Raw genomic sequence first — 18,023 nt, 5'->3', positions numbered from 1 at the left:
TCAACCGCGATGCCTGGCCCAGCGCCTTACGGTCAATCAGCCCAGCCGGACCCTCGGCATTGAACCGAACAACCCAGTCCCGGACGATCTGCACCGTCACCCCGCCGATCCGGGCGGCCTCCGTGCGCAATGCGCCATCGTAAATGGCTGCCAAGGCCAACAGGCGACGTGCCTGGGCCGCATCCTTGGTCCGTCGAGCCGCACTACGGAGCCCAGCCGCGTTAAAGTCAGCTCGGAGTGGGATGGGCATGGCAAAGCTCCCCTGTTCGCCACGTTGAATCAGAGCGCCGTCCTCCTGGGAATCCCCAGCAAGTCACGCTCTCCGAGACTTGGTATTAATACAGGATGCGCGTGCGGAGGCCGACGACGAGGGCGTTGCGCCCGCCCGGCCTCTCGCTCGGATTCCAGATATGCGTGACGACCGGTTGCAGATCGAAGCCCGGGCGAATCTCGGCGAGGTAGGTCAGCTCCAGATTCGCCTCGAAGCTGCGCCGCGGATGCGCGTTGCGCGACAGCCTTGCGAGGTCGCGGTCGAAGTCGCGCACCGCCTGCGCATACTCGGCGAAGATGAAGCTCGCCCCGAAGCGGTCGTTGGGCCGTCCCGGCACGAGGTTGGCGAAGACGATCCCGCCATCGCCATAGAAGCCGATGGTGCTGCGGTCCTGCGGCGCGACCGAGATGCGCCCGAAGACCGAGATGCCCGACAGCGCATCGCCGCCTGCGGGCCTCCACAGCTGCTGGTCGAGGATGCCATAGAGCCCCCAGGTGCCGCGGCGGCGGAGCGGCGTGCCGACACTCCCCGGGTCGGCCAGCAGCGAGCCGTCCGCAGCGAAGCGCAGATCCTCGAACTTGCCCAGATGGCCCCAGCCGCCAAGCTTGACGGTGCGGGCGAGGTCGGTCGCATCCGTCTCCTGGTTCCAGCGCCACCGCGCCTCGCCGAAAAGGAGCGCCGGGTCCCGCACGCGGAAATTGGTGTTGTAGCGGTTGCGCACCTGGTCATCGACGCCCTCGCGGCCCGGCGGGCCCGTGTCGCCGTTGAAGATCGCGGCGCTCATCTCGAATCCGGGATTCGGTCGGAACCCCACCATCGCGCCAGGCGTCGCAAGCGGAAAGGCCGGCCCACCGCCCGGCAGGTTGAGCGCGCTGATCGTCGGGAAGTCGCTCTGGAGGAACATCACCGACAGGTCGGAGTAGAGGAACTCCACATCGGCCGCGAGCTGACCCGCGCGCAGCCGCACGGCGTCCCCGAACAGGCTCTGCTCGAGCCAGACCTCCGAGAGACGGATGCGCGGCATCGCCTCGATAGCGGCGATGGTGTTCACGCCGCCCACATAATCGCGCCGGATGCGGCCCGTATTGTGGATGAAGAAGCCGTTCGCGTAGCCCCGCAACCCGGTGATGCCCGCCAGCCGCTCGAAATCGACCTGGAGTGAGGGCTCGAAAAGGCCCTGGTTCACCCAGCCGCGCCGCTGCCCGCCGCGTACATTGCCGAGTACATCGTTGATGTAGGAAAGACGGAACTCGATCCCCCGGTCGGAAAGCCTCCGGACGATGCCGAGGGGGTCGCCGCCATCCGGCAGCGTGTTGCGCAGGGAGGAATCCATCGGGCCGTCCGAGCGCGGGCCGCGCTCCTCGATCTGCGCCCGCGGACCCTCTCCGAGGGGCAGGAGGGCCAGGAGAGAGGCGGTCAGAAGAACGCGCGACAGGGCGGACAGGGTGCTGCGACTGGCCGGCATGATCCTCTTTCCGAAGCCATGCCCGCCGGTAGATCATGGCTGCCCGCACCGGTTCAAGCCGCGGACGGTGAAACCTGAGGCGCCAGTCAGAGCAGGATTCGGCCAGGCGGGTTCGCCTGATCCGAGCAATTGTGCTCCACCACGTCAGCCGATCGCCACCCAGCCCGCATCCCTCTGGCTGGACGACACCGCGGCCTCGATGAAGCGCATGCCCCGCATGCCCTCCTCTATGCCCGGGACGAGCCGGCGCGCCGGATCCGGAGCCTTGCCCTCGCGGGCCGCAACGATCTCCTCGGCGAAATCCCGGTAGATCTGGGCGAAGGCTTCGAGATACCCCTCCGGATGGCCGGACGGAATGCGCGTGGCCTGCGCCGCGGCCGGCATAGCGCCCGCGCCGCCACGACGGATCATGCGAGGCGCCTCGCCGAAGGGCGAATGCACCAGCAGGTTCGGCTGCTCCTGAGCCCAATCCAGGCCGCCGCGCTCGCCATAGACGCGGAGCCGCAGCGCGTTCTCGTTGCCCGGCGCGACCTGCGAGCACCAAAGCATCCCCCGCGCGCCGCCTTCGAGCCGCAGGAGCATATGCGCATTGTCGTCGAGACGGCGGCCGGGGACGAAGGTCGTGAGGTCGGCTGCAACGGACTCGACGTGCCGGCCGGTGACGAACTCGACGAGGTTGAAAGCATGGGTGCCGATGTCGCCCACGCTGCCGGCAGCGCCGCTGCGTGCGGGATCGGTGCGCCAGGCCGCCTGCTTCTGGCCGCTCTCCTCCAGACGCGTGGTCAACCACTCCTGCGGGTACTCGACCTGCACGACTCGCAGGGCCCCGATCGCGCCCTCGGCAACCATGGCGCGAGCCTGGCGCACCATCGGGTAGCCCGTATAATTATGCGTCAACGCGAAGAGAGCGCGGCTCTCCAACGTCGCGCGCTCGACCTCCTGCGCGGCGGCGAGCGTGTGGCAGAGCGGCTTGTCGCAGATCACATGGATGCCGGCCTTCAGGAAGGCGATGGCCGGCTCGCCATGCATGTGGTTCGGGGTGACGACCGAGACAGCCTCGACGGGATCGGGCCGAGCTGCCTCCGCCGCCACCATCTCCTGCCAGCTTGCATAGGCGCGATCGGGCGCGACATGAAGCTCTGCTGCGCTAGCCCTTGCCCTCGCGGCATCCGACGAGAAGGCGCCGGCGACGAGCTCGTAGCGGTCATCGAGGCGCGCGGCGATACGGTGCACGGCGCCGATGAAAGCGCCCTGCCCGCCGCCGACCATGCCGAGGCGGATGCGCCCGCTCATCTCGCAAGCCCCAGCATGGTGCGGTTCGCGGCCTCGTCCACGCCAGACGCGGCGAAGTCGTCGAAGGCACAGTCGGCCACGCGGATGATGTGCGAGGCGATGAAGGGTGCGCCCTCGGCGGCGCCCTGCTCGCTGTCCTTGATGCAGCACTCCCACTCGAGAACGGCCCAGCCATCATAGCCGTGCTGGCTGAGCTTCGAGAAGACCGCGCCGAAATCCACCTGCCCGTCGCCGAGCGAGCGGAAGCGTCCGGCACGCTCCGCCCATGGCGCATAGCCCGAATAGACGCCCTGCCGGCCGGTCGGGTTGAACTCCGCATCCTTGGCATGGAAGGCCCGGATGCGGGGGTGGTAGATGTCGATGAAGGCCAGGTAGTCGAGCTGCTGCAGCACGAAATGGCTCGGATCATAGAGTATGTTGCAGCGTGGATGATCGCCGACACGCTGGAGGAACATCTCGAAGGTCGTGCCGTCGAACAGGTCCTCGCCCGGATGAATCTCGTAGCAGACATCCACGCCCGCCGCATCGAAGGCGTCGAGGATGGGGCGCCAGCGCCGCGCGAGCTCGTCGAAGGCGGTCTCGATGAGGCCGGCAGGCCGCTGCGGCCAGGGATAGGCATAGGGCCAGGCGAGCGCGCCTGAAAACGTGGCATGCGCCGCGAGCCCGAGCCGCTGCGAGGCGCGGGCCGCGAGCTTCATCTGCTCCACCGCCCATTCCTGGCGTGCCGCCGCATTGCCGCGCACCTCCGGCGCGGCGAAGCCGTCGAAGGCAAGGTCATAAGCGGGATGGACGGCGACGAGCTGGCCCTGCAGATGGGTGGAAAGCTCGGTGAGCTCCATCCCGGCTTCGCCAAGGGTGCCGCGAACCTCGTCGCAGTAATCCTGGCTTTCCGCGGCACGCCTCAAATCGAAGAGGCGGCCGTCCCAGCTTGGAAGCTGCACTCCCTTGTAGCCATGGCCCGCCGCCCAGCGCGCGATGGAGTGCAAGCCGTTGAACGGCTCGGCGTCGCCGGCGAATTGTGCCAGGAAGATCGCGGGCCCCTTGATGGTCTTCATCGGCCACTCCTAAGATTCTCGCCGACCGTCCGGAAGGCCTTCAGATAAACCTCGTTGGTGGCGAAGGGGATCAGCGTGATGTCGTCCTGCGGCGCCGCGATCCAGTCGCCGAACCAAGTGGCGAAGCACTGGTCTGTGTCGGTCACGCGCCAGAGCTGCGGGCCACTGACATAGTGCATCCAAGGCGTGTCGCAGCGGGTGATGAAGTAGGAGTAGCTCATCGCGGCGTCGTCGAGGTGCAGCAGCTTCTCGTTCAGCCTGCCTTCCCCGAAGAGGAAATCACGCGTGCCGGAAACCTTGTCGCTGCGCACCCCGTCCAGCATGCGCATGCCGGTGATGGCGTCGTGCCAGCTATCCATGGAGGCGAAGTCCCGGATCACCCGCCAGACCGAGGCGGCGGGCTGGTCGAGCACCGTGCTGCACCAGACCTTGTTGGGCGGAAAGCCGGACCAGCGCTTCGCCCCCTCCGGTGCGGCGCGACCGGCCACGTGCCCTTTCAGCGCATCCCAGCCGGCCTTGAAGACGCCGTTGGAGATGATATCGACATACTTGCCCTTATCCGCTGCCGCCTCGTCGAAACTTGCTTCCCATTCGGCGAAGGTGCGGTCGGTATCGGTCACCGGCATCAGCCGGATGCGGGCGACGTAATTTCCCACCGGGAAGGCCGGCGTCTCGAAATTATGGGCAAGGCTGTAGTCGCGGTCGCTCAGGCTCAGCAGGCGCTCACGCACCATCGCGCCATCCTGCAGCCAGAAGCGGCGAATGCAGCCGACCACATCCGGGTCGAGGCCATCCTCGATCTCCGATTTCACAATGGCAGGGTGCCAACCTGGCAACCCGTTGAAGTCGCGCACGACCGACCAGACCGCCTCGACAGGCGCATCCAGGATGGCGGAAGCATAGGCACGGGCCATGACATGCATCCCTCAGAAGGTGATGGACTTGAACTCGCGCGTGCGCGCGGTCAGCGCGGTCTCGGTCGGCAGCCGCTCCATCGAGGAGGCGCCGTAGAAGCCGTTGATGTTCGTGGTGTTGCCGAGGATGTAGCTGGCATCCTCCGGCGTGGCGATCGGGCCGCCATGGCAGAGCACGATGATGTCCTTGCGCACCCGCCGCGCGGCCTCGGCCCATTCGTCGATCAGCTTCGGACAGTCCTCCAGCTTCAGCGCGGTCTGCGCGCCGATCGCGCCGCCGGTGGTCAGTCCGAGATGCGGAACGAGGATGTCGGCTCCCGCCCTCGCCATCTCGGCCGCCTCCTCGGCATTGAAGACATAGGGCGTGGTCAGCATGTCCTTGGCGTGCGCCAGGCGGATCATGTCGATTTCATGCGCGAACCCCATGCCGGTCTCCTCCAGGTTGGCCCGGAAGGTGCCGTCGATCAGCCCGACCGTCGGGAAGTTCTGCACGCCGGCGAAGCCGAGCGCCTTCAGCTCGTCGAGCAGATGGTCCATGATGGCGAAGGGGTCGGTGCCGTTCACCCCGGCGATGACCGGCGTGCGCTTCACCACCGGCAGCACCTCCCGCGCCATTTCCTTCACGATCTCGTTCGCATTGCCATAGGCCAGAAGCCCGGCGAGCGAGCCGCGGCCCGCCATGCGGTAGCGCCCCGAATTGTAGATGACGATGAGGTCGATGCCGCCGTCTTCCTCGCACTTGGCCGAGAGCCCGGTGCCGGCGCCGCCGCCGATGATCGGCTCGCGCCGCGCCACCATCCCGTTGAAGCGGTGCAGCAGGTCCTTACGGTTGAAGCGGGGCATGGTCGGCAATCTCCCAGAAGGCGGCAAGCACGGCATCGGCGAAGGCGCGGTCGTTGATTGCGGCCTGCACCTCGATCAGCCGGCGGTTCGGCGCAGGAACGAAGCCGGCGCGGATGGTCTCGAACAACGCGGCATCGGCCTCGGGGTCATGGAACGGCATGCCCGGCACGGCGATGGCGGAGACGCCGCCCAGCGGCAGCAGGAAGCGCACCGGGCCTTCCATGCGGTTCAGCCGCTCGACGATGAAGCGGCCGATCGCGCGGTTCTCCTCCGGCGTGGTGCGCATCAGCGTCACCTGCGGGTTATGGACGTAGAGGTTGCGGCCCGCGAATTGCGGCGGCACGGAATCCTTCGCACCGAAATTCACCATGTCCACCGCGCCGACGCTGCCGAGATAGGGCAGGCGCGTGCGGATGGGCGCGCCGAAGCGGTCGGTATCGCAGGGGAAAATGCCGCCGACCAGGAAGTCCGGCACCTCGGTCGTCGTGAGGTCGATCAGCGCCGTGACGAGGCCCGAATCGGCCAGCTTCTCCATGCTGCGACCGCCGGCGCCGGTGGCATGGAAGACGTAGCACTCATGGCTCGTCTCCAGCGCCTCCCGCAGCATGGTCACGCAGGCGGTGGTGACCCCGAACATCGTCATGCCGATGCCAGGCTTCTCCGCGCCCGTGGCAGCGGGCGGCGCATGCAGCGCCATGCCGGCCGCCGCATGCGCTGCATTGGCGATCACCCGGCGCGAGATCGCGTTGATGCCCGCCACATCCACGACCGAATACATCATCGCAATGTCCGACGGCCCGACATAGGGCGCGACATTGCCGGAGGCGATGGTGCTGACGACGAGCTTCGGCAGGCCGATCGGCAGGGCGCGCATCGCCTGCGTCACCAGCGCCGTGTTGCCCGACCCACCCAGGCCGAGGACCGAGCCGATGTCGTCGCGCCCGGTGAGCCAGCGCGTCAGCGCATCGGCCATGCCGGAGACCGCCCTGCCGCGGTCGTCGAGGCCGAGCACGGCCTCGACCCCCTGCGGGTGATGGGCAGCGATCTCGGCGGCAGCCACGTCGGCGCCCGTGCCGGGTCCTTTCGTGCCGACATCCACCAGCACGGGCACCGCCCCGGCACGGCGGACGCATTCGGCGGCGAAGCGCAGCTCCTGGCCCTTGGTGTCTATGGTGCCGATGACGTAGACCTTCGCCATCCTATCCCTCCGTGCTTCAATGCCCGCCCGCCGCGACGCCGAGATAGCGCCGCTGCAGGCCCTGATCCTCGGCGAGCCGGGCGGCGGGCATGGTCGCGGCGATCCGGCCGGTCACCATGAGGGCAACCTCCTCGGCCACCTCGGTCGCCACGCGCAGGTTCTGCTCCACCAGCAGCACGCCCATGCCATCCGCCGGAAGCGCGCGCAGCACTTCGATGAGATGGTCGACGATCACCGGGGCCAGGCCCTCGCTCGGCTCGTCCATGATGACGAGCTTCGGGTTCATCAGCAGCGCGCGCGCGATGGCGAGCATCTGCTGCTCGCCGCCGGACAACTCCGTGCCGCCATTGCCGCGCCGCTCCGCAAGGCGCGGGAAAGTCTGGTAAACGCGCTCCACTGTCCAGCGCGCGCCCCGCACCGCGACCAGGCGCAGGTGTTCATCCACGGAGAGCGAGGGGAAGGTGCGGCGCCCCTGTGGAACCAGGGCGATGCCGCGCCGCGCGATGCGATAGGGCGGCAGCCCGTTCAGCCGCTCGCCACCGAGCGTGATCGCGCCTTCGCTGGTTGCGACGAGACCCATGATGGCTTGGCAGAGCGTGGTCTTGCCCATGCCGTTGCGGCCAAGGATGGCGAGTGGCCGCATACCGACCGAGAGCGACACGCCCTGCAGGATATGGGCCTGACTGAAGCGGACGTGCAGGTCGCGGACCTCCAGCATCAATGCCCGCCCCCTAGATAGATGGACTGCACCACCGGATCGTCCTCGATCCGGTCGGGCGGCGCCTCCACCACCACCTCGCCGTCCTTCATGACAGTCACGATGTCCGCCGCGGGCAGGGCGATGTCCATGTCATGCTCGATCAGGATCAGCGTCAGCGTGCGCGGCAGCTCGTGCAGCAGGCGCAGCAGCTCCGGGCGGTCTCCGGGCGAGAGGCCGGCGGCGGGCTCGTCCAGCATCAGCACGCGCGGGTCGCCTGCCATTGCCATGCCGATCTCGAGCTGACGGCGCTGGCCGTGGCTCAGGTTAAGCACCTGGGCGTCGAGCAGGTGCGAGAGGCGCATCCGCTCCGCGAGCTCGCGGGACTTCGCCGTCGCGGCGTCGCCCCGGCCCGGGCGCCGGAAGGAGAAGCGGTTGGGGCGCGAGCCGCGTACCGCGACGAACAGGTTCTCCAGCACCGTCAGGCCGTTGAACAGCAGCGACGTCTGGTAGGTGCGGCCGATGCCCAGGCGCGTGCGCTGGTGCGGGCGCAGGCGCGTGATGTCGGCGCCGAACAGTACGATGCTGCCCGCCGTGGGCGGGAAGTCGCCGCAGATCGTGTTGAACAGCGTCGTCTTGCCGGCACCGTTCGGGCCGAGCACCGCCCGGCGCTCGCCCGGCAGGACGTCGAGGCTGACGTCGCGCAGGGCCTGAAGGGCGCCGAAGCGGCGGCTGACGCCGCGGAGACGGATGGCGGGTTCGGTCACGGTCTGTCGCAGCCCGGAAGCCCGGGGCCGGCTCGCACCGGCCCCGGCGGTTGTCACGAGGTGGCCACGCAGCCCGGGTTGTCGCGCGAGGGCGAGCCGAGGGACAGGAACCGCGCCTCCGGGATGCCGAGCGTCTGGTTGATCCCCCGCGCCCGGTCGAAGGCGACCACCTGGGCCGCATTGCCCCGTTCCTCGATCTTGTTGAGGAAGATGTCGGAGATGGCTTGGCGGTTGTGGTCCAGCTTCACCGAGGCCCCGGTCGGCGCCGTGATCTCGGCGGCCGCGAGCGCGCGCTGGAATGCCGCCTGGTTGTCGGACAGGTCGCCGTTCACCTCCTTGAGGGCGTGCAGGATGCCGTAGAGGTTGGTGGAGTAGTTCACCGCATGGATCGACGGGGAGGCGAAGCCTCCCTCGTTCGCCCAGCGGCGGCGGTAGCGCGCGACGAAGTCGTTCCAGGTCGGGTCGTCGATCACGTCGGCGATCGGGCCGCCGGAGATCATGCCGACCATGACGCGCCGGTGCGGCCCGCGCGCCGACAGCATCGTCTGGTCGGCCATGATGGAGCCGCCGACCAAGGGCTTGTTGCCGCCGGCCTGAGCATACTGCGTCATGAAGGCCAGCCCGTCCGTGCCGCCATGCACCACGACGACGGCGCCGGCATTGGAGCGGTTGATCTGCGCGATCTGCGAGGTGAAGTCGGTGGTGCCGAGCGGCGCCCAGTAATGCGTCACCTTGCCGCCGAGCCGGCAGAATTCCAGGTTGAAGCCGAAGACCTGCGCATAGGGGAAGGCATAGTCGCCGGCGGTCACCGCCACCTCGCGGATGCCCATGGTCTGGTAGACATGCTTGCCGAGCCCCGCCATCCACTGCGTGCCGTCGGTGGAGAAGCGGAAAAAGTTCGGCGAGGGATTGCGCAGCGTGGTGTCCGAGGCGCCCGAGCTGCCATTGACGATCGTCTTGCCCGTCAGCGTGCGGGAATAGTCACGCAGCGCTATGCCTTCGGCACCTGAAAGCGGGCCGAGGATGATGTCGACATTGTCCTGCTCGACCAGCTTGCGGGCGCGGGCGAGCGCCACATCGGCCTGGGCGTTCGAGCTCTCGCGGATGAACTCGATCCGCCGCCCGCCGACGGTGTGGTTGATGCGCTCGAGTTCCATCTGGACGCAACGGTAGGCATCCTGCCCCCCGGTCGCGAAGGGCCCCTCCAGCGTGGTCAGGCCCCCGAGACGAATCGGGGTGTTCTGCGCGACGGCGGGGGCGGCGAGGGCGCCCGCGGCGAGGCCTGCGCCGCCCAGCAGCGTGGCGCGGCGGGTGATCCGGATGGTCATGGCGATTCCTCCTCTGCTGTTCTTATGGATGATGCGCTGGCCGGTTGCAGGCTGCGCCGCGGCGCTCCGAGAAAGCGACGGATGCGCGCGCCGATCCCGATCGCGCCATCGGGCGAGACCAGCACGATGGCCAGGAAAACGAGCCCGATCAGCGTGTTGAAGCGGTCGCGGTCGTAGATGCTGGCCGCGAAGGTGTCGAAGACGGTGAAGATGAGCGAGCCGATGAAGGCGCCGACCGGATGCCCGAGGCCGCCGATCACGCTCATGATCAGCACGTTTACCGTGGCGCCGAGGCCGATGGTCCCGGGCGAGATGCCGATGTTGTAGATGGTGGAGAGCACGCCTCCGCAGCCGGCGATGAAGCCGGCCACGCCGAAGGCGGCGATGCGGTGCAGCCCGACCGAATAGCCGAGCGCGGCGACCCGGCGCGGATTGTCGCGGATTCCCTGCAGCACGAGGCCGAAGGGCGTCTTCACCAGGTAGAGGATGCCGCAGTAGAGCAGCGCGGCGGTGGCCAGCGCGACGTGGTAGAAGACGAGGGCATTGCGGAAATCGAAGCCGAACAAGGTCGGGCCGACGACGTTGCGGATGCCCTCGTAGCCGTTGAACCAGGCGATGTTGGTCTCGACGAAGCGGAACACACCCATGGCGAGCGCCAGGGTGATCATCAGCAGGTAGATGTCGCGAGTGCGCACGCTGATCGCCCCGACCAGGAGCCCCATGGCGGTCGCGGCAAGGAGGCTGAGCGGTATCGCGGCACCGTAGCCGAACCCGCCGACGATCCGCGGCACCGCGCCATCGACGCAGACGGCGAGCGCATAGCCGGCAATGCCCGCGATCATCATCTGCGCCAGCGAGATGAAGCCGCCATAGGTGGCGAGGAAGGTGAGCGACATGGCGACGATGCCGAAGACGATGGCACGGCCAAGGATATTCGCCGTCCAGAACTGCGCCTGCCCGGGCGGCATCACGAGGGGCAGGAGCCAGGGCAGCGCGAGCAGCGCGGCGAAGCCAAGCAACGACACCGGGAGGGCTCGCCTATGCACGGCCAAGGATTCCCTGTGGCCTGAGCGCCAGGACGGCGACCATGATGACGAAGGTGAGGATGACGGAATAGGTCGGGAACATGGCCTGCCCGATCTGCTCGGCCAGCCCGATCAGCACGGCGCCGAGCGCCGTGCCGATGATGCTGCCCATGCCGCCGACGATGACGACGACCAGCGAGATCAGCAGGAAGCGGCCATCCGCGCCCATCGCCAGCGGCTGGGCGGTGGCGCCGATGATGCCGCCGAGCCCGGCCAGCGCCGCGCCCAGGGCGAAGACCGCGACCCCCACCAGCGGCACGTTGACGCCGCAGGCGCCGAGCATCTGCCGGTCGTCCACGCCGGCGCGGATCATCATGCCGAGCTTCGTCCTGTTGAGCAGCAGCCAGAGCCCGACGCCGACCGCCAGCGCGATACCGATCTGCACCAGCCGGAAGGTCGGGTAGCCGCCCACCCACGGCACCTGGGTCGAGCCGAAGATGGCATCTGGGGCGAAGAACTGGCGCGGCGTACCGCCATAGGATGCCAGCAGCTGATCGGCGACGATGATGGAGAGGCCGATGGTGACCAGGGCCTGGCGCAGCTCCTGCCCCTGCATCCAGCCAAGCAGCGCCAGCTGCACCGCAGCGCCGAAGACCGCGGCGAAGGCGACCCCGGCGGCGAGGCCGGCATACCAGGCATACCAGACATCGCTGTCGTAGAGCGGCTCGAACACGGAATAGCCGACATAGCCGGCGAGAAGGTACATCGCGCCATGCGCCATGTTCACCACGCGCATCAGCCCGAAGATGAGCGAGAAGCCGCTCGCCACGATGAAGTAGAGCGCGGCCAGCGTCAGCCCGTTCAGCACGATGGTCGCCGCAAGATCCATGCGCCGGCCGTCCCTCCCTGCCGCGGCGTCGTCGCGCCGCTTCGTGCCATGACCATGACGGCTCGGGCCTGGGCGGTGCAAGGTGATTTAGGGACGATCTATGGGTAAGAATGGGTAATGCCTGCCACCCCATCCGCGACCCTCCAGCCCCGGGCCGAGGTCGATGCCCTCAGCCCTGCCGAGCGCGCCCAGGCGATCTTCCTCCCGGCGCTGGCCACGTTCGCGCCAGCGACCTGGCCTCTTGTCGCGCTGCTGCCGGTGCTCGACATCAACGGCGCCCTGCGCGCGGCGCTGCAGCTGCGCCGCCCCTTCCGCGCGGCGGCCCCGGTCGCCGGGCTGTTCGCCTGCGACCCCTTCCTGCGCCTGTCCGACATGGCTGCGACGCTGCGCCGGAGCGGCATCACGAGGGTGGTGAACTTCCCAACCGTGCAGATTTTCGAGGACGAGACCGCTGCCGCGCTCGCTGCCGTCGGCTACCGTGCGGAGGCCGAGTTCCGGCTGCTCCAGCGGCTTGCCGAACAGGGCTTCTCGCCCATCGCCTGCGCGACCTCCCGCCGCGCGGTGGATGCGGCGCTCGGCCTCGGGCTGCGCCGCATCCTGCTGCATCCCGGGTTCTCACCAGGCCACGACGCCGCTTGGTGGGCGGAACTCGCCGGCCATGTCGCGGTCGAGGGCGGCGAGACCCTGGCCTGGGCCGCTCCTCCCGGTGCTCAGGTCTCGAGGCCGAGGCGGCGCATGCGGTTGTAGAGCGTCTTGCGCGAGATGCCGAGGAAGGCGGCGGCTTCACCGCGACGGAAGCGGTTGCGGCGCAGCGCATCCAGGATCCAGGCGCGTTCATCCCCTTGCGGCGCCAGGCCAATGACGCCCGCGGGGCCGAGTTGCGCCTCGAGCGCCGCCAGGGTGATGCGCCCGCCTGGACCTTCGGTCGCGGCGCGCGCCAGAACCTCCGCCAGCTCCCGCAGGTTGCCCGGCCAGCTCCGGGCCATGAGAAGCCGGAGCGCCGCCGGCTCCAGCTCGGCGGAGCCGCGCTGCGCCCCACGCAGCATCGCGCGTGCGAGAAGCGGCAGGTCTTCCATCCGGTCCCGCAGCGGCGGGAGGACGAGGCGCTGCGCCGAGAGCGAGCGCGCCAGCGCCTCCCCGCCCGGTGGATGCGTGAAGACGAGGCGGGCGCGCGGTACCCGCTCACCTGCCTTGGCGAAGCGCTCGAAGCTGCCCCGTTCGGTCCAGTCCGCCAGCCTCGCCCGCAGGGTCGGCGGCAAGGCATCGGCGTTCTCGATCACCACCGTGCTCTGGCGCAACGCCAGAAGCGCGGCCGGCTCGCCCTCCCGGAACAGGCGCGTGGCGATGTCCTCCCTCGCGTCGAGGAAGGTGATGCTGCCGGCACGCCCGCTCGCCTGGTGGATGGCCCGTGCGATCGTCGTGCGGCCCGTGCCCGGCTCCCCTTCGACGAGAATCGGCAGGTCCGTTGCGACCAGCCGCACGACGCGGGCGGCGAGCTGGCGGATGGCCTGGGAGCGTCCGGCCAAGCCCGGCAGGCGCCCTGCCGCCTCCGCCGGCTCGGCGCGGAGCAGCGCCGCCGTCTTGAAGGCGGAGGTTGTCTGCATGACGGACATCTCGAGCGGCAGGCGGTCGAGCGTGGAGCCCCCCACATAGCCATCGGCCCGCGACGTGTCGCAGACCTGCAGCAGATGGCCCGGATCGATGATCGGGCCGCCCTCGACGAGGCAGAGCGTGCCAGGCGCCCGCCGCCGGACATGGGCGAAGACCCGCCGCGCCCGCTCCGCCGCCTGGTCCAGCGGCACGCCGCTCGGCACGCCCTGGTTGCCGCCGGAATTCCATCCGAAATTGAGGCAGAGGCGCTCCACCCCGGCGCCGATCAGCGCATCCACCTCGGCCCGGGTCTTGGCATAGCCGAGAGTCGCCAGGCCGAAGCGGGGCGCGGCGCGCAGCATTTCCACCTCCCGCGTGAAGCCAAGCCCGGATTGCTCCAGCGCGGCCCGGAAGGCGCCGTCGTAGTGGATGGCCGTCGGGAAATTGGCCACGCCCTGGTAGCCCGCGTCCCGGATGCGGCCCAGCAGCGCGGTGACCGGCAGGCGCGGGTCGCAGGCCGCGGCGCCGAAGAAGACGGGGATGGCGACGCGTTCGAGAATCTCCCCACGGGCGAACTCGTCGGTGAAGGCATTGCTGTCGCGGATCGGCAGCATGGCAGCAAGCGACGGGGCGCCCATGACACGAAGCCGTCCGGCGCTGAGCGCCAACAGGAAGTCGGCCCCTCCATCGGCCGCGGCGCGCGCCGTCATCCCAAGGCCGATGGCGGCGCCGACCAGTATCTCCACCCGCTTCGACATCGCATCGGCTCCGAGGCGAGTCTGGCCAACCAGGCGCGGCAGGCAAGTGCCGGTCCAAGCCTGCCGCGACGGGAGGCGACAGCCCACTCACCCTCCGGCGAGCATGACCTAGCCGAAGACCTCCCCCCAGGCTCCCATCAACGCCGCGTCCACCTCCTCCATCGTCGCCAGCACCCCAAGCCGGTGCAGGCTCGTCACCCCATGCTGGCTGATGCCGCAGGGCACGATCCCGCCGAAATGGCCGAGGTCCGGGTCCATGTTCACCGCAACCCCATGCCAGCTCACCCAGCGCGTCACCCGGACGCCGATGGCGGCGATCTTGTCCTCCGTTCCCCGCGCCCGGTCCTCCACCCAGATGCCGACCCGCCCCTCGCGCCGCTCGCCGCGGATGTTGAACCGCCATAGCGCCCGGATCAGCCATTCCTCGAGGTTGTGCACATAGGCCCGGACATCCCGCCCGCGCCGCGTCAGGTCGAGCATCACATAGCCCGTCCGCTGCCCCGGCCCGTGATAGGTCCACTGCCCCCCACGCCCCGCCCGGAAGACCGGGAAGCGCGGATCGACCAGCCCCTCCGGCGTCGCCGAGGTGCCGGCGGTGTAGGTCGGCGGGTGTTCGACCAGCCAGACCAGCTCCTCCGCCGTCCCGGCGCGGATGGCCGCCACCCGCTCCTCCATCCGGGCGAGCGCCGTCTCATAGGGCGTCAGCCCCTCCGTGACCTCCCAATGCGGAAGCCCTGTTGCGACCGGCGCATTCATCGTCTATACGCCCCGCCTCGCCCCGGTTTGCGGTCGTGGCGGAATGGTAGACGCGCCAGCTTGAGGTGCTGGTGGGGGAAACCCCGTGGAAGTTCGAATCTTCTCGACCGCACCATCCGACTTGGCATCCTTTCGTCAGCATCTGGCAGGCAGGGCGCTCACATAGAGTGCCGCACCGACCGACGCCATGCCCTAACCTGGTGGCGCGATCCGCTCGAACAGGTGCTCGTAGCGCAGCACCAGCCCCTCGCCATCCACCACCAGATCGGCCTCGAAGCCCCGTGACAGGCCGAGATCGACATAGCGCAGCCGCCCCGGCCCCTGCCGATCGTAGCGCTGGCTCGACCGGGCGACCGTCAGCGCCGGCCCGTCGATGAGGGCGGTGTCCAGGGCGAGGCTTGCCCCGGCCCCCTCCGGCGTCCGCCGGATGGGAAGGCTGTTGCAGAAGGGCGTGACGGAAAGATCGGGCTCCTCCGCCCCGTCCAGGTCCGGGCGCCGCAGGCCATCCACCAGCCAGCCCGTCCCGGCCCGCTCCAGCCGCAGCACTCCATGGCCCCGTGCGCCCCAGCGCTCGACGGTCACGGATTGCGCCCGCCACCCGCCATCCAACCGCCAGCGATGGTCGAGGCGATAGCCGCCTTCCTCCAGCCCGATCACCGTCGAGACCGCCGTGACGGCGCCGGGTCCGGCCCGGAGCTCCAGCCGCTCCAACCCTTCGGTATCGGTCCGCCGCCAGTAAAGGATCGAATTGTCCATCGCCTGCGCACCTCCGGCCCAGCATGCCCGCATCGCCGGTGAGGACGGAAGGACCTCCCCGCCTTGGGCCGCGGCGCAGCCCCGGCTAGACTGAGGCGCGATCAGGGGGACCCAGCATGGACGAGGATTTCCGCAAGGCCGCGCTCGACTACCACCGCCACCCGCGGCCCGGAAAGCTGGCGATCGAGCCGACCAAGCGCATGGCGACGCAGCGCGACCTCGGCCTCGCCTACTCCCCCGGCGTCGCCGCCGCCTGCGAAGAGATCGCCGCCAACCCCGACGCCGCCTGGGACTACACGACGCGCGGCAACATGGTCGCCGTCATCTCGAACGGCACCGCCGTGCTCGGCCTCGGCGCCATCGGTGCCCTCGCCTCGAAGCCGGTGATGGAAGGCAAGGCCGTCCTCTTCAAGAAATTCGCCGGCATCGACTCCATCGACATCGAGGTCGAGGAGCGCGATCCGAAAAAACTGATCGAGGTCATCGCCGCCCTCGAACCCTCCTTCGGCGCCATCAATCTCGAGGACATCAAAGCCCCCGAATGCTTCGAGGTGGAAAGCCGGCTGCGCGAGCGCATGCGCATCCCCGTCTTCCATGACGACCAGCACGGCACCGCCATCATCGTCGCCGCCGCCGTCCGCAATGGCCTCCTCCTCCAGGGCAAGCGGCTCGAGGAGGTGAAGCTCGTCAACACCGGCGGCGGCGCCGCGGCCCTCGCCTGCCTCGATCTGCTGGTGGCGATGGGCCTCAGGCGCGAGAACGTCACCGTCTGCGACATCGCCGGCGTGGTCTATGCCGGCCGCACCGAGCAGATGGACCCTTTCAAGGCCCGCTACGCCCGCCAGACCGATGCCCGCAGGCTGGAAGAGGTACTGGAGGGCGCCGATGTCTTCCTCGGCCTCTCCGCCCCCCGCGTGCTGAAGGCCGAGTGGCTGTCGAAGCTCGGCCCCAGGCCCCTTGTCCTGGCCTTGGCGAACCCTGAGCCCGAGATCCTGCCCGAGGCCGTCCGCGCCGCGCGCCCCGACGCCATCGTGGCGACCGGCCGCACCGATTACCCGAACCAGGTCAACAACGTTCTCTGCTTCCCCTTCATCTTCCGCGGCGCCCTCGATGTCGGCGCGACGACGATCAACGAGGCGATGAAGGTCGCCGCGGCGGATGCCATCGCAGCATTGGCCCGCGTCGAAGCCTCCGAGGTCGTGGCCGCCGCCTATGGCGGCCAGGCCCCCGTCTTCGGCCCCGACTACATCATCCCGAAGCCCTTCGACCCCCGGCTGATCTTGGAAGTCGCCCCCGCCGTCGCCCGCGCCGCGATGGAGAGCGGCGTCGCCCGCCGCCCCATCGCCGACTTCGCGCATTACCGGCGCGAGCTGGAGCGCTTCGTCTTCCGCTCCGGCAACCTCATGCGCCCGATGTTCGAGGCTGCGAAGGGCAGCCCCCGCCGCGTCGCCTATGCCGAGGGCGAGGATGAGCGCGTGCTCCGCGCCGTGCAGACCGTGCTCGACGACGGCATCGCCGAGCCGGTGCTGATCGGCCGCCGCGCCGTTATCGAGGAGAAGGCCCGTAGCATGGGCCTACGGATGGACCTCTCCGAATCCGTCCGTGTCCTCGACCCCGGCGCCGACGAGGAGGCCTTCGCCCCGCTGCTCGCCCGCTACCAGGCCAAGGTCGGCCGCCGCGGCGTACCCCCCGAGGCCGCCGCCCGCTGCCTCCGCACCGACCCGAACGTCGCCGCCGCCATGCTGCTCGAGGCCGGCGCGGTCGATGCCGCCCTCATCGGCGGCAGCGGCAACTGGATGGACCAGTGGCACGACGCCTATTCGATCATCGGCAAGCGCTTCGACGTGGCGCGCGTCTACGCCCTCTCCGCCGTCATCGTCTCCGGCGTCACGCTCTTCTTCGTCGATACCCACCTGCTGGTCGAGCCGACGCCCGAGCAGGTCGCCGAGATGACGCTGCTCGCCTCCGAGCAGGTCGAGGCCTTCGGCATCACCCCGAAGGTGGCGCTGCTCAGCCATTCCTCCTTCGGCGCCTCCAACGCGCCGACCGCGCGCACCATGCGCCAGGCGCTCTCCCTCATCCGCGTCCGCGCCCCCGGCCTCGAGGTGGATGGCGAGATGCATGCCGATGCCGCACTGGTGCCGGCCATCCGCGCCCGTGCCGTGCCGGATTCGCCGCTCACCGACACGGCGAACCTGCTGGTCTTCCCCAACCTCGATTCCGCCAATATCAGCTTCAACCTGGTGAAGGCCGCCGCCGACGGCCTTCAGCTCGGCCCGATGCTGCTCGGGATGAAGCAGCCGGTGCATGTGCTGGTCGCCAGCGTCACCGCCCGCGGCATCGTCAACATGACGGCGCTCGCGGTGCACCAGGCGAACGGCCTCAGGGCGGAGGCGGTCTGAGGCCGATCACCGGACG

Annotated in this window: 17 protein-coding genes and 1 tRNA gene; 3 read left to right on the top strand and 15 right to left on the bottom strand. The window is 69.3% G+C overall.

Translation table 11 applies throughout. From position 1 onward, the window contains the following. The 12 genes from EP26_RS36820 to EP26_RS16815 all read right to left on the bottom strand — a co-directional run. Window positions 1-250: helix-turn-helix domain-containing protein (locus tag EP26_RS36820; protein ID WP_043340206.1), on the bottom strand; the 250-nt coding region annotated here is incomplete at its 3' end. A gap of 85 nt (window positions 251-335) precedes the next feature. After that, window positions 336-1,736, bottom strand: coding sequence for a carbohydrate porin (locus EP26_RS16865; RefSeq protein WP_052389295.1), 1,401 nt, complete (start codon window positions 1,734-1,736; stop codon window positions 336-338). Between the two features lie 144 nt (window positions 1,737-1,880). Further along, entirely contained in the window at window positions 1,881-3,029 is a 1,149-nt protein-coding gene (locus tag EP26_RS16860) for a Gfo/Idh/MocA family protein (protein ID WP_043340165.1), read from the bottom strand. Next, window positions 3,026-4,084 (bottom strand): sugar phosphate isomerase/epimerase family protein, encoded by a 1,059-nt coding sequence (locus EP26_RS16855; protein WP_043340162.1) that lies wholly within the window; start codon window positions 4,082-4,084, stop codon window positions 3,026-3,028. The genes EP26_RS16860 and EP26_RS16855 overlap by 4 nt, the downstream gene beginning before the upstream one ends. Further along, window positions 4,081-4,998 (bottom strand): SRPBCC family protein, encoded by a 918-nt coding sequence (locus EP26_RS16850; protein WP_043340158.1) that lies wholly within the window; start codon window positions 4,996-4,998, stop codon window positions 4,081-4,083. Before EP26_RS16850 ends, EP26_RS16855 begins: the two co-directional genes overlap by 4 nt. 12 nt (window positions 4,999-5,010) lie before the next feature. Beyond that, a complete protein-coding gene (locus tag EP26_RS16845; protein WP_043340156.1) occupies window positions 5,011-5,841 on the bottom strand; it encodes a phosphoenolpyruvate hydrolase family protein in 831 nt (276 codons plus the stop codon). Then, a complete protein-coding gene (locus tag EP26_RS16840) occupies window positions 5,822-7,039 on the bottom strand; it encodes a Tm-1-like ATP-binding domain-containing protein (protein ID WP_043340154.1) in 1,218 nt (405 codons plus the stop codon). Before EP26_RS16840 ends, EP26_RS16845 begins: the two co-directional genes overlap by 20 nt. Window positions 7,040-7,055: 16 nt before the next feature. After that, window positions 7,056-7,757 (bottom strand): ABC transporter ATP-binding protein, encoded by a 702-nt coding sequence (locus EP26_RS16835; protein WP_043340151.1) that lies wholly within the window; start codon window positions 7,755-7,757, stop codon window positions 7,056-7,058. After that, the gene (locus tag EP26_RS16830) at window positions 7,757-8,503 is read right to left on the bottom strand and encodes an ABC transporter ATP-binding protein (RefSeq protein ID WP_084112607.1); all 747 of its coding nucleotides are present in this window, start codon (window positions 8,501-8,503) and stop codon (window positions 7,757-7,759) included. The genes EP26_RS16835 and EP26_RS16830 overlap by 1 nt, the downstream gene beginning before the upstream one ends. Window positions 8,504-8,556: 53 nt before the next feature. Then, window positions 8,557-9,831, bottom strand: coding sequence for an ABC transporter substrate-binding protein (locus tag EP26_RS16825; RefSeq protein ID WP_043340149.1), 1,275 nt, complete (start codon window positions 9,829-9,831; stop codon window positions 8,557-8,559). Further along, entirely contained in the window at window positions 9,828-10,856 is a 1,029-nt protein-coding gene (locus tag EP26_RS16820) for a branched-chain amino acid ABC transporter permease (protein WP_245624434.1), read from the bottom strand. The genes EP26_RS16825 and EP26_RS16820 overlap by 4 nt, the downstream gene beginning before the upstream one ends. A gap of 13 nt (window positions 10,857-10,869) precedes the next feature. Further along, window positions 10,870-11,745, bottom strand: coding sequence for a branched-chain amino acid ABC transporter permease (locus EP26_RS16815; protein WP_043340147.1), 876 nt, complete (start codon window positions 11,743-11,745; stop codon window positions 10,870-10,872). 117 nt (window positions 11,746-11,862) lie between these two features. On the opposite strand from EP26_RS16815, the gene EP26_RS16810 reads away from it, so the two are divergent. Beyond that, complete coding sequence (locus EP26_RS16810; RefSeq protein ID WP_043340146.1) at window positions 11,863-12,492, top strand: phosphoenolpyruvate hydrolase family protein; 630 nt, start codon at window positions 11,863-11,865, stop codon at window positions 12,490-12,492. Here EP26_RS16810 and EP26_RS16805 read toward each other — a convergent pair. Then, window positions 12,456-14,093 carry a phosphoenolpyruvate hydrolase family protein gene (locus tag EP26_RS16805; RefSeq protein ID WP_052389294.1) on the bottom strand — a complete coding sequence of 546 codons (1,638 nt, stop codon included), beginning with the start codon at window positions 14,091-14,093 and terminating at the stop codon, window positions 12,456-12,458. The two genes, EP26_RS16810 and EP26_RS16805, sit on opposite strands and share 37 nt — an antisense overlap. Window positions 14,094-14,201: 108 nt before the next feature. Then, window positions 14,202-14,849: a lipoyl(octanoyl) transferase LipB gene (gene lipB / locus EP26_RS16800; RefSeq protein ID WP_043340144.1), complete on the bottom strand. Its 648-nt coding sequence runs from the start codon at window positions 14,847-14,849 to the stop codon at window positions 14,202-14,204. 29 nt (window positions 14,850-14,878) lie between these two features. On the opposite strand from lipB, the gene EP26_RS16795 reads away from it, so the two are divergent. Next, window positions 14,879-14,964: transfer RNA gene (locus EP26_RS16795), tRNA-Leu, on the top strand. A 77-nt stretch (window positions 14,965-15,041) separates the two neighbouring features. Here EP26_RS16795 and EP26_RS16790 read toward each other — a convergent pair. Continuing rightward, window positions 15,042-15,605 (bottom strand): putative glycolipid-binding domain-containing protein, encoded by a 564-nt coding sequence (locus EP26_RS16790; RefSeq protein ID WP_043340143.1) that lies wholly within the window; start codon window positions 15,603-15,605, stop codon window positions 15,042-15,044. Between the two features lie 116 nt (window positions 15,606-15,721). Between EP26_RS16790 and EP26_RS16785 the strand changes: the two genes are divergently transcribed. Further along, window positions 15,722-18,007 (top strand): NADP-dependent malic enzyme, encoded by a 2,286-nt coding sequence (locus EP26_RS16785; RefSeq protein WP_043340141.1) that lies wholly within the window; start codon window positions 15,722-15,724, stop codon window positions 18,005-18,007. The last annotated feature ends 16 nt before the right edge of the window (window positions 18,008-18,023 follow it).

The organism is Belnapia moabensis DSM 16746, assembly GCF_000745835.1.
Taxonomy (GTDB): Bacteria; Pseudomonadota; Alphaproteobacteria; order Acetobacterales; family Acetobacteraceae; genus Belnapia; species Belnapia moabensis.
This window is presented reverse-complemented; position numbering and strand designations above follow the sequence as displayed.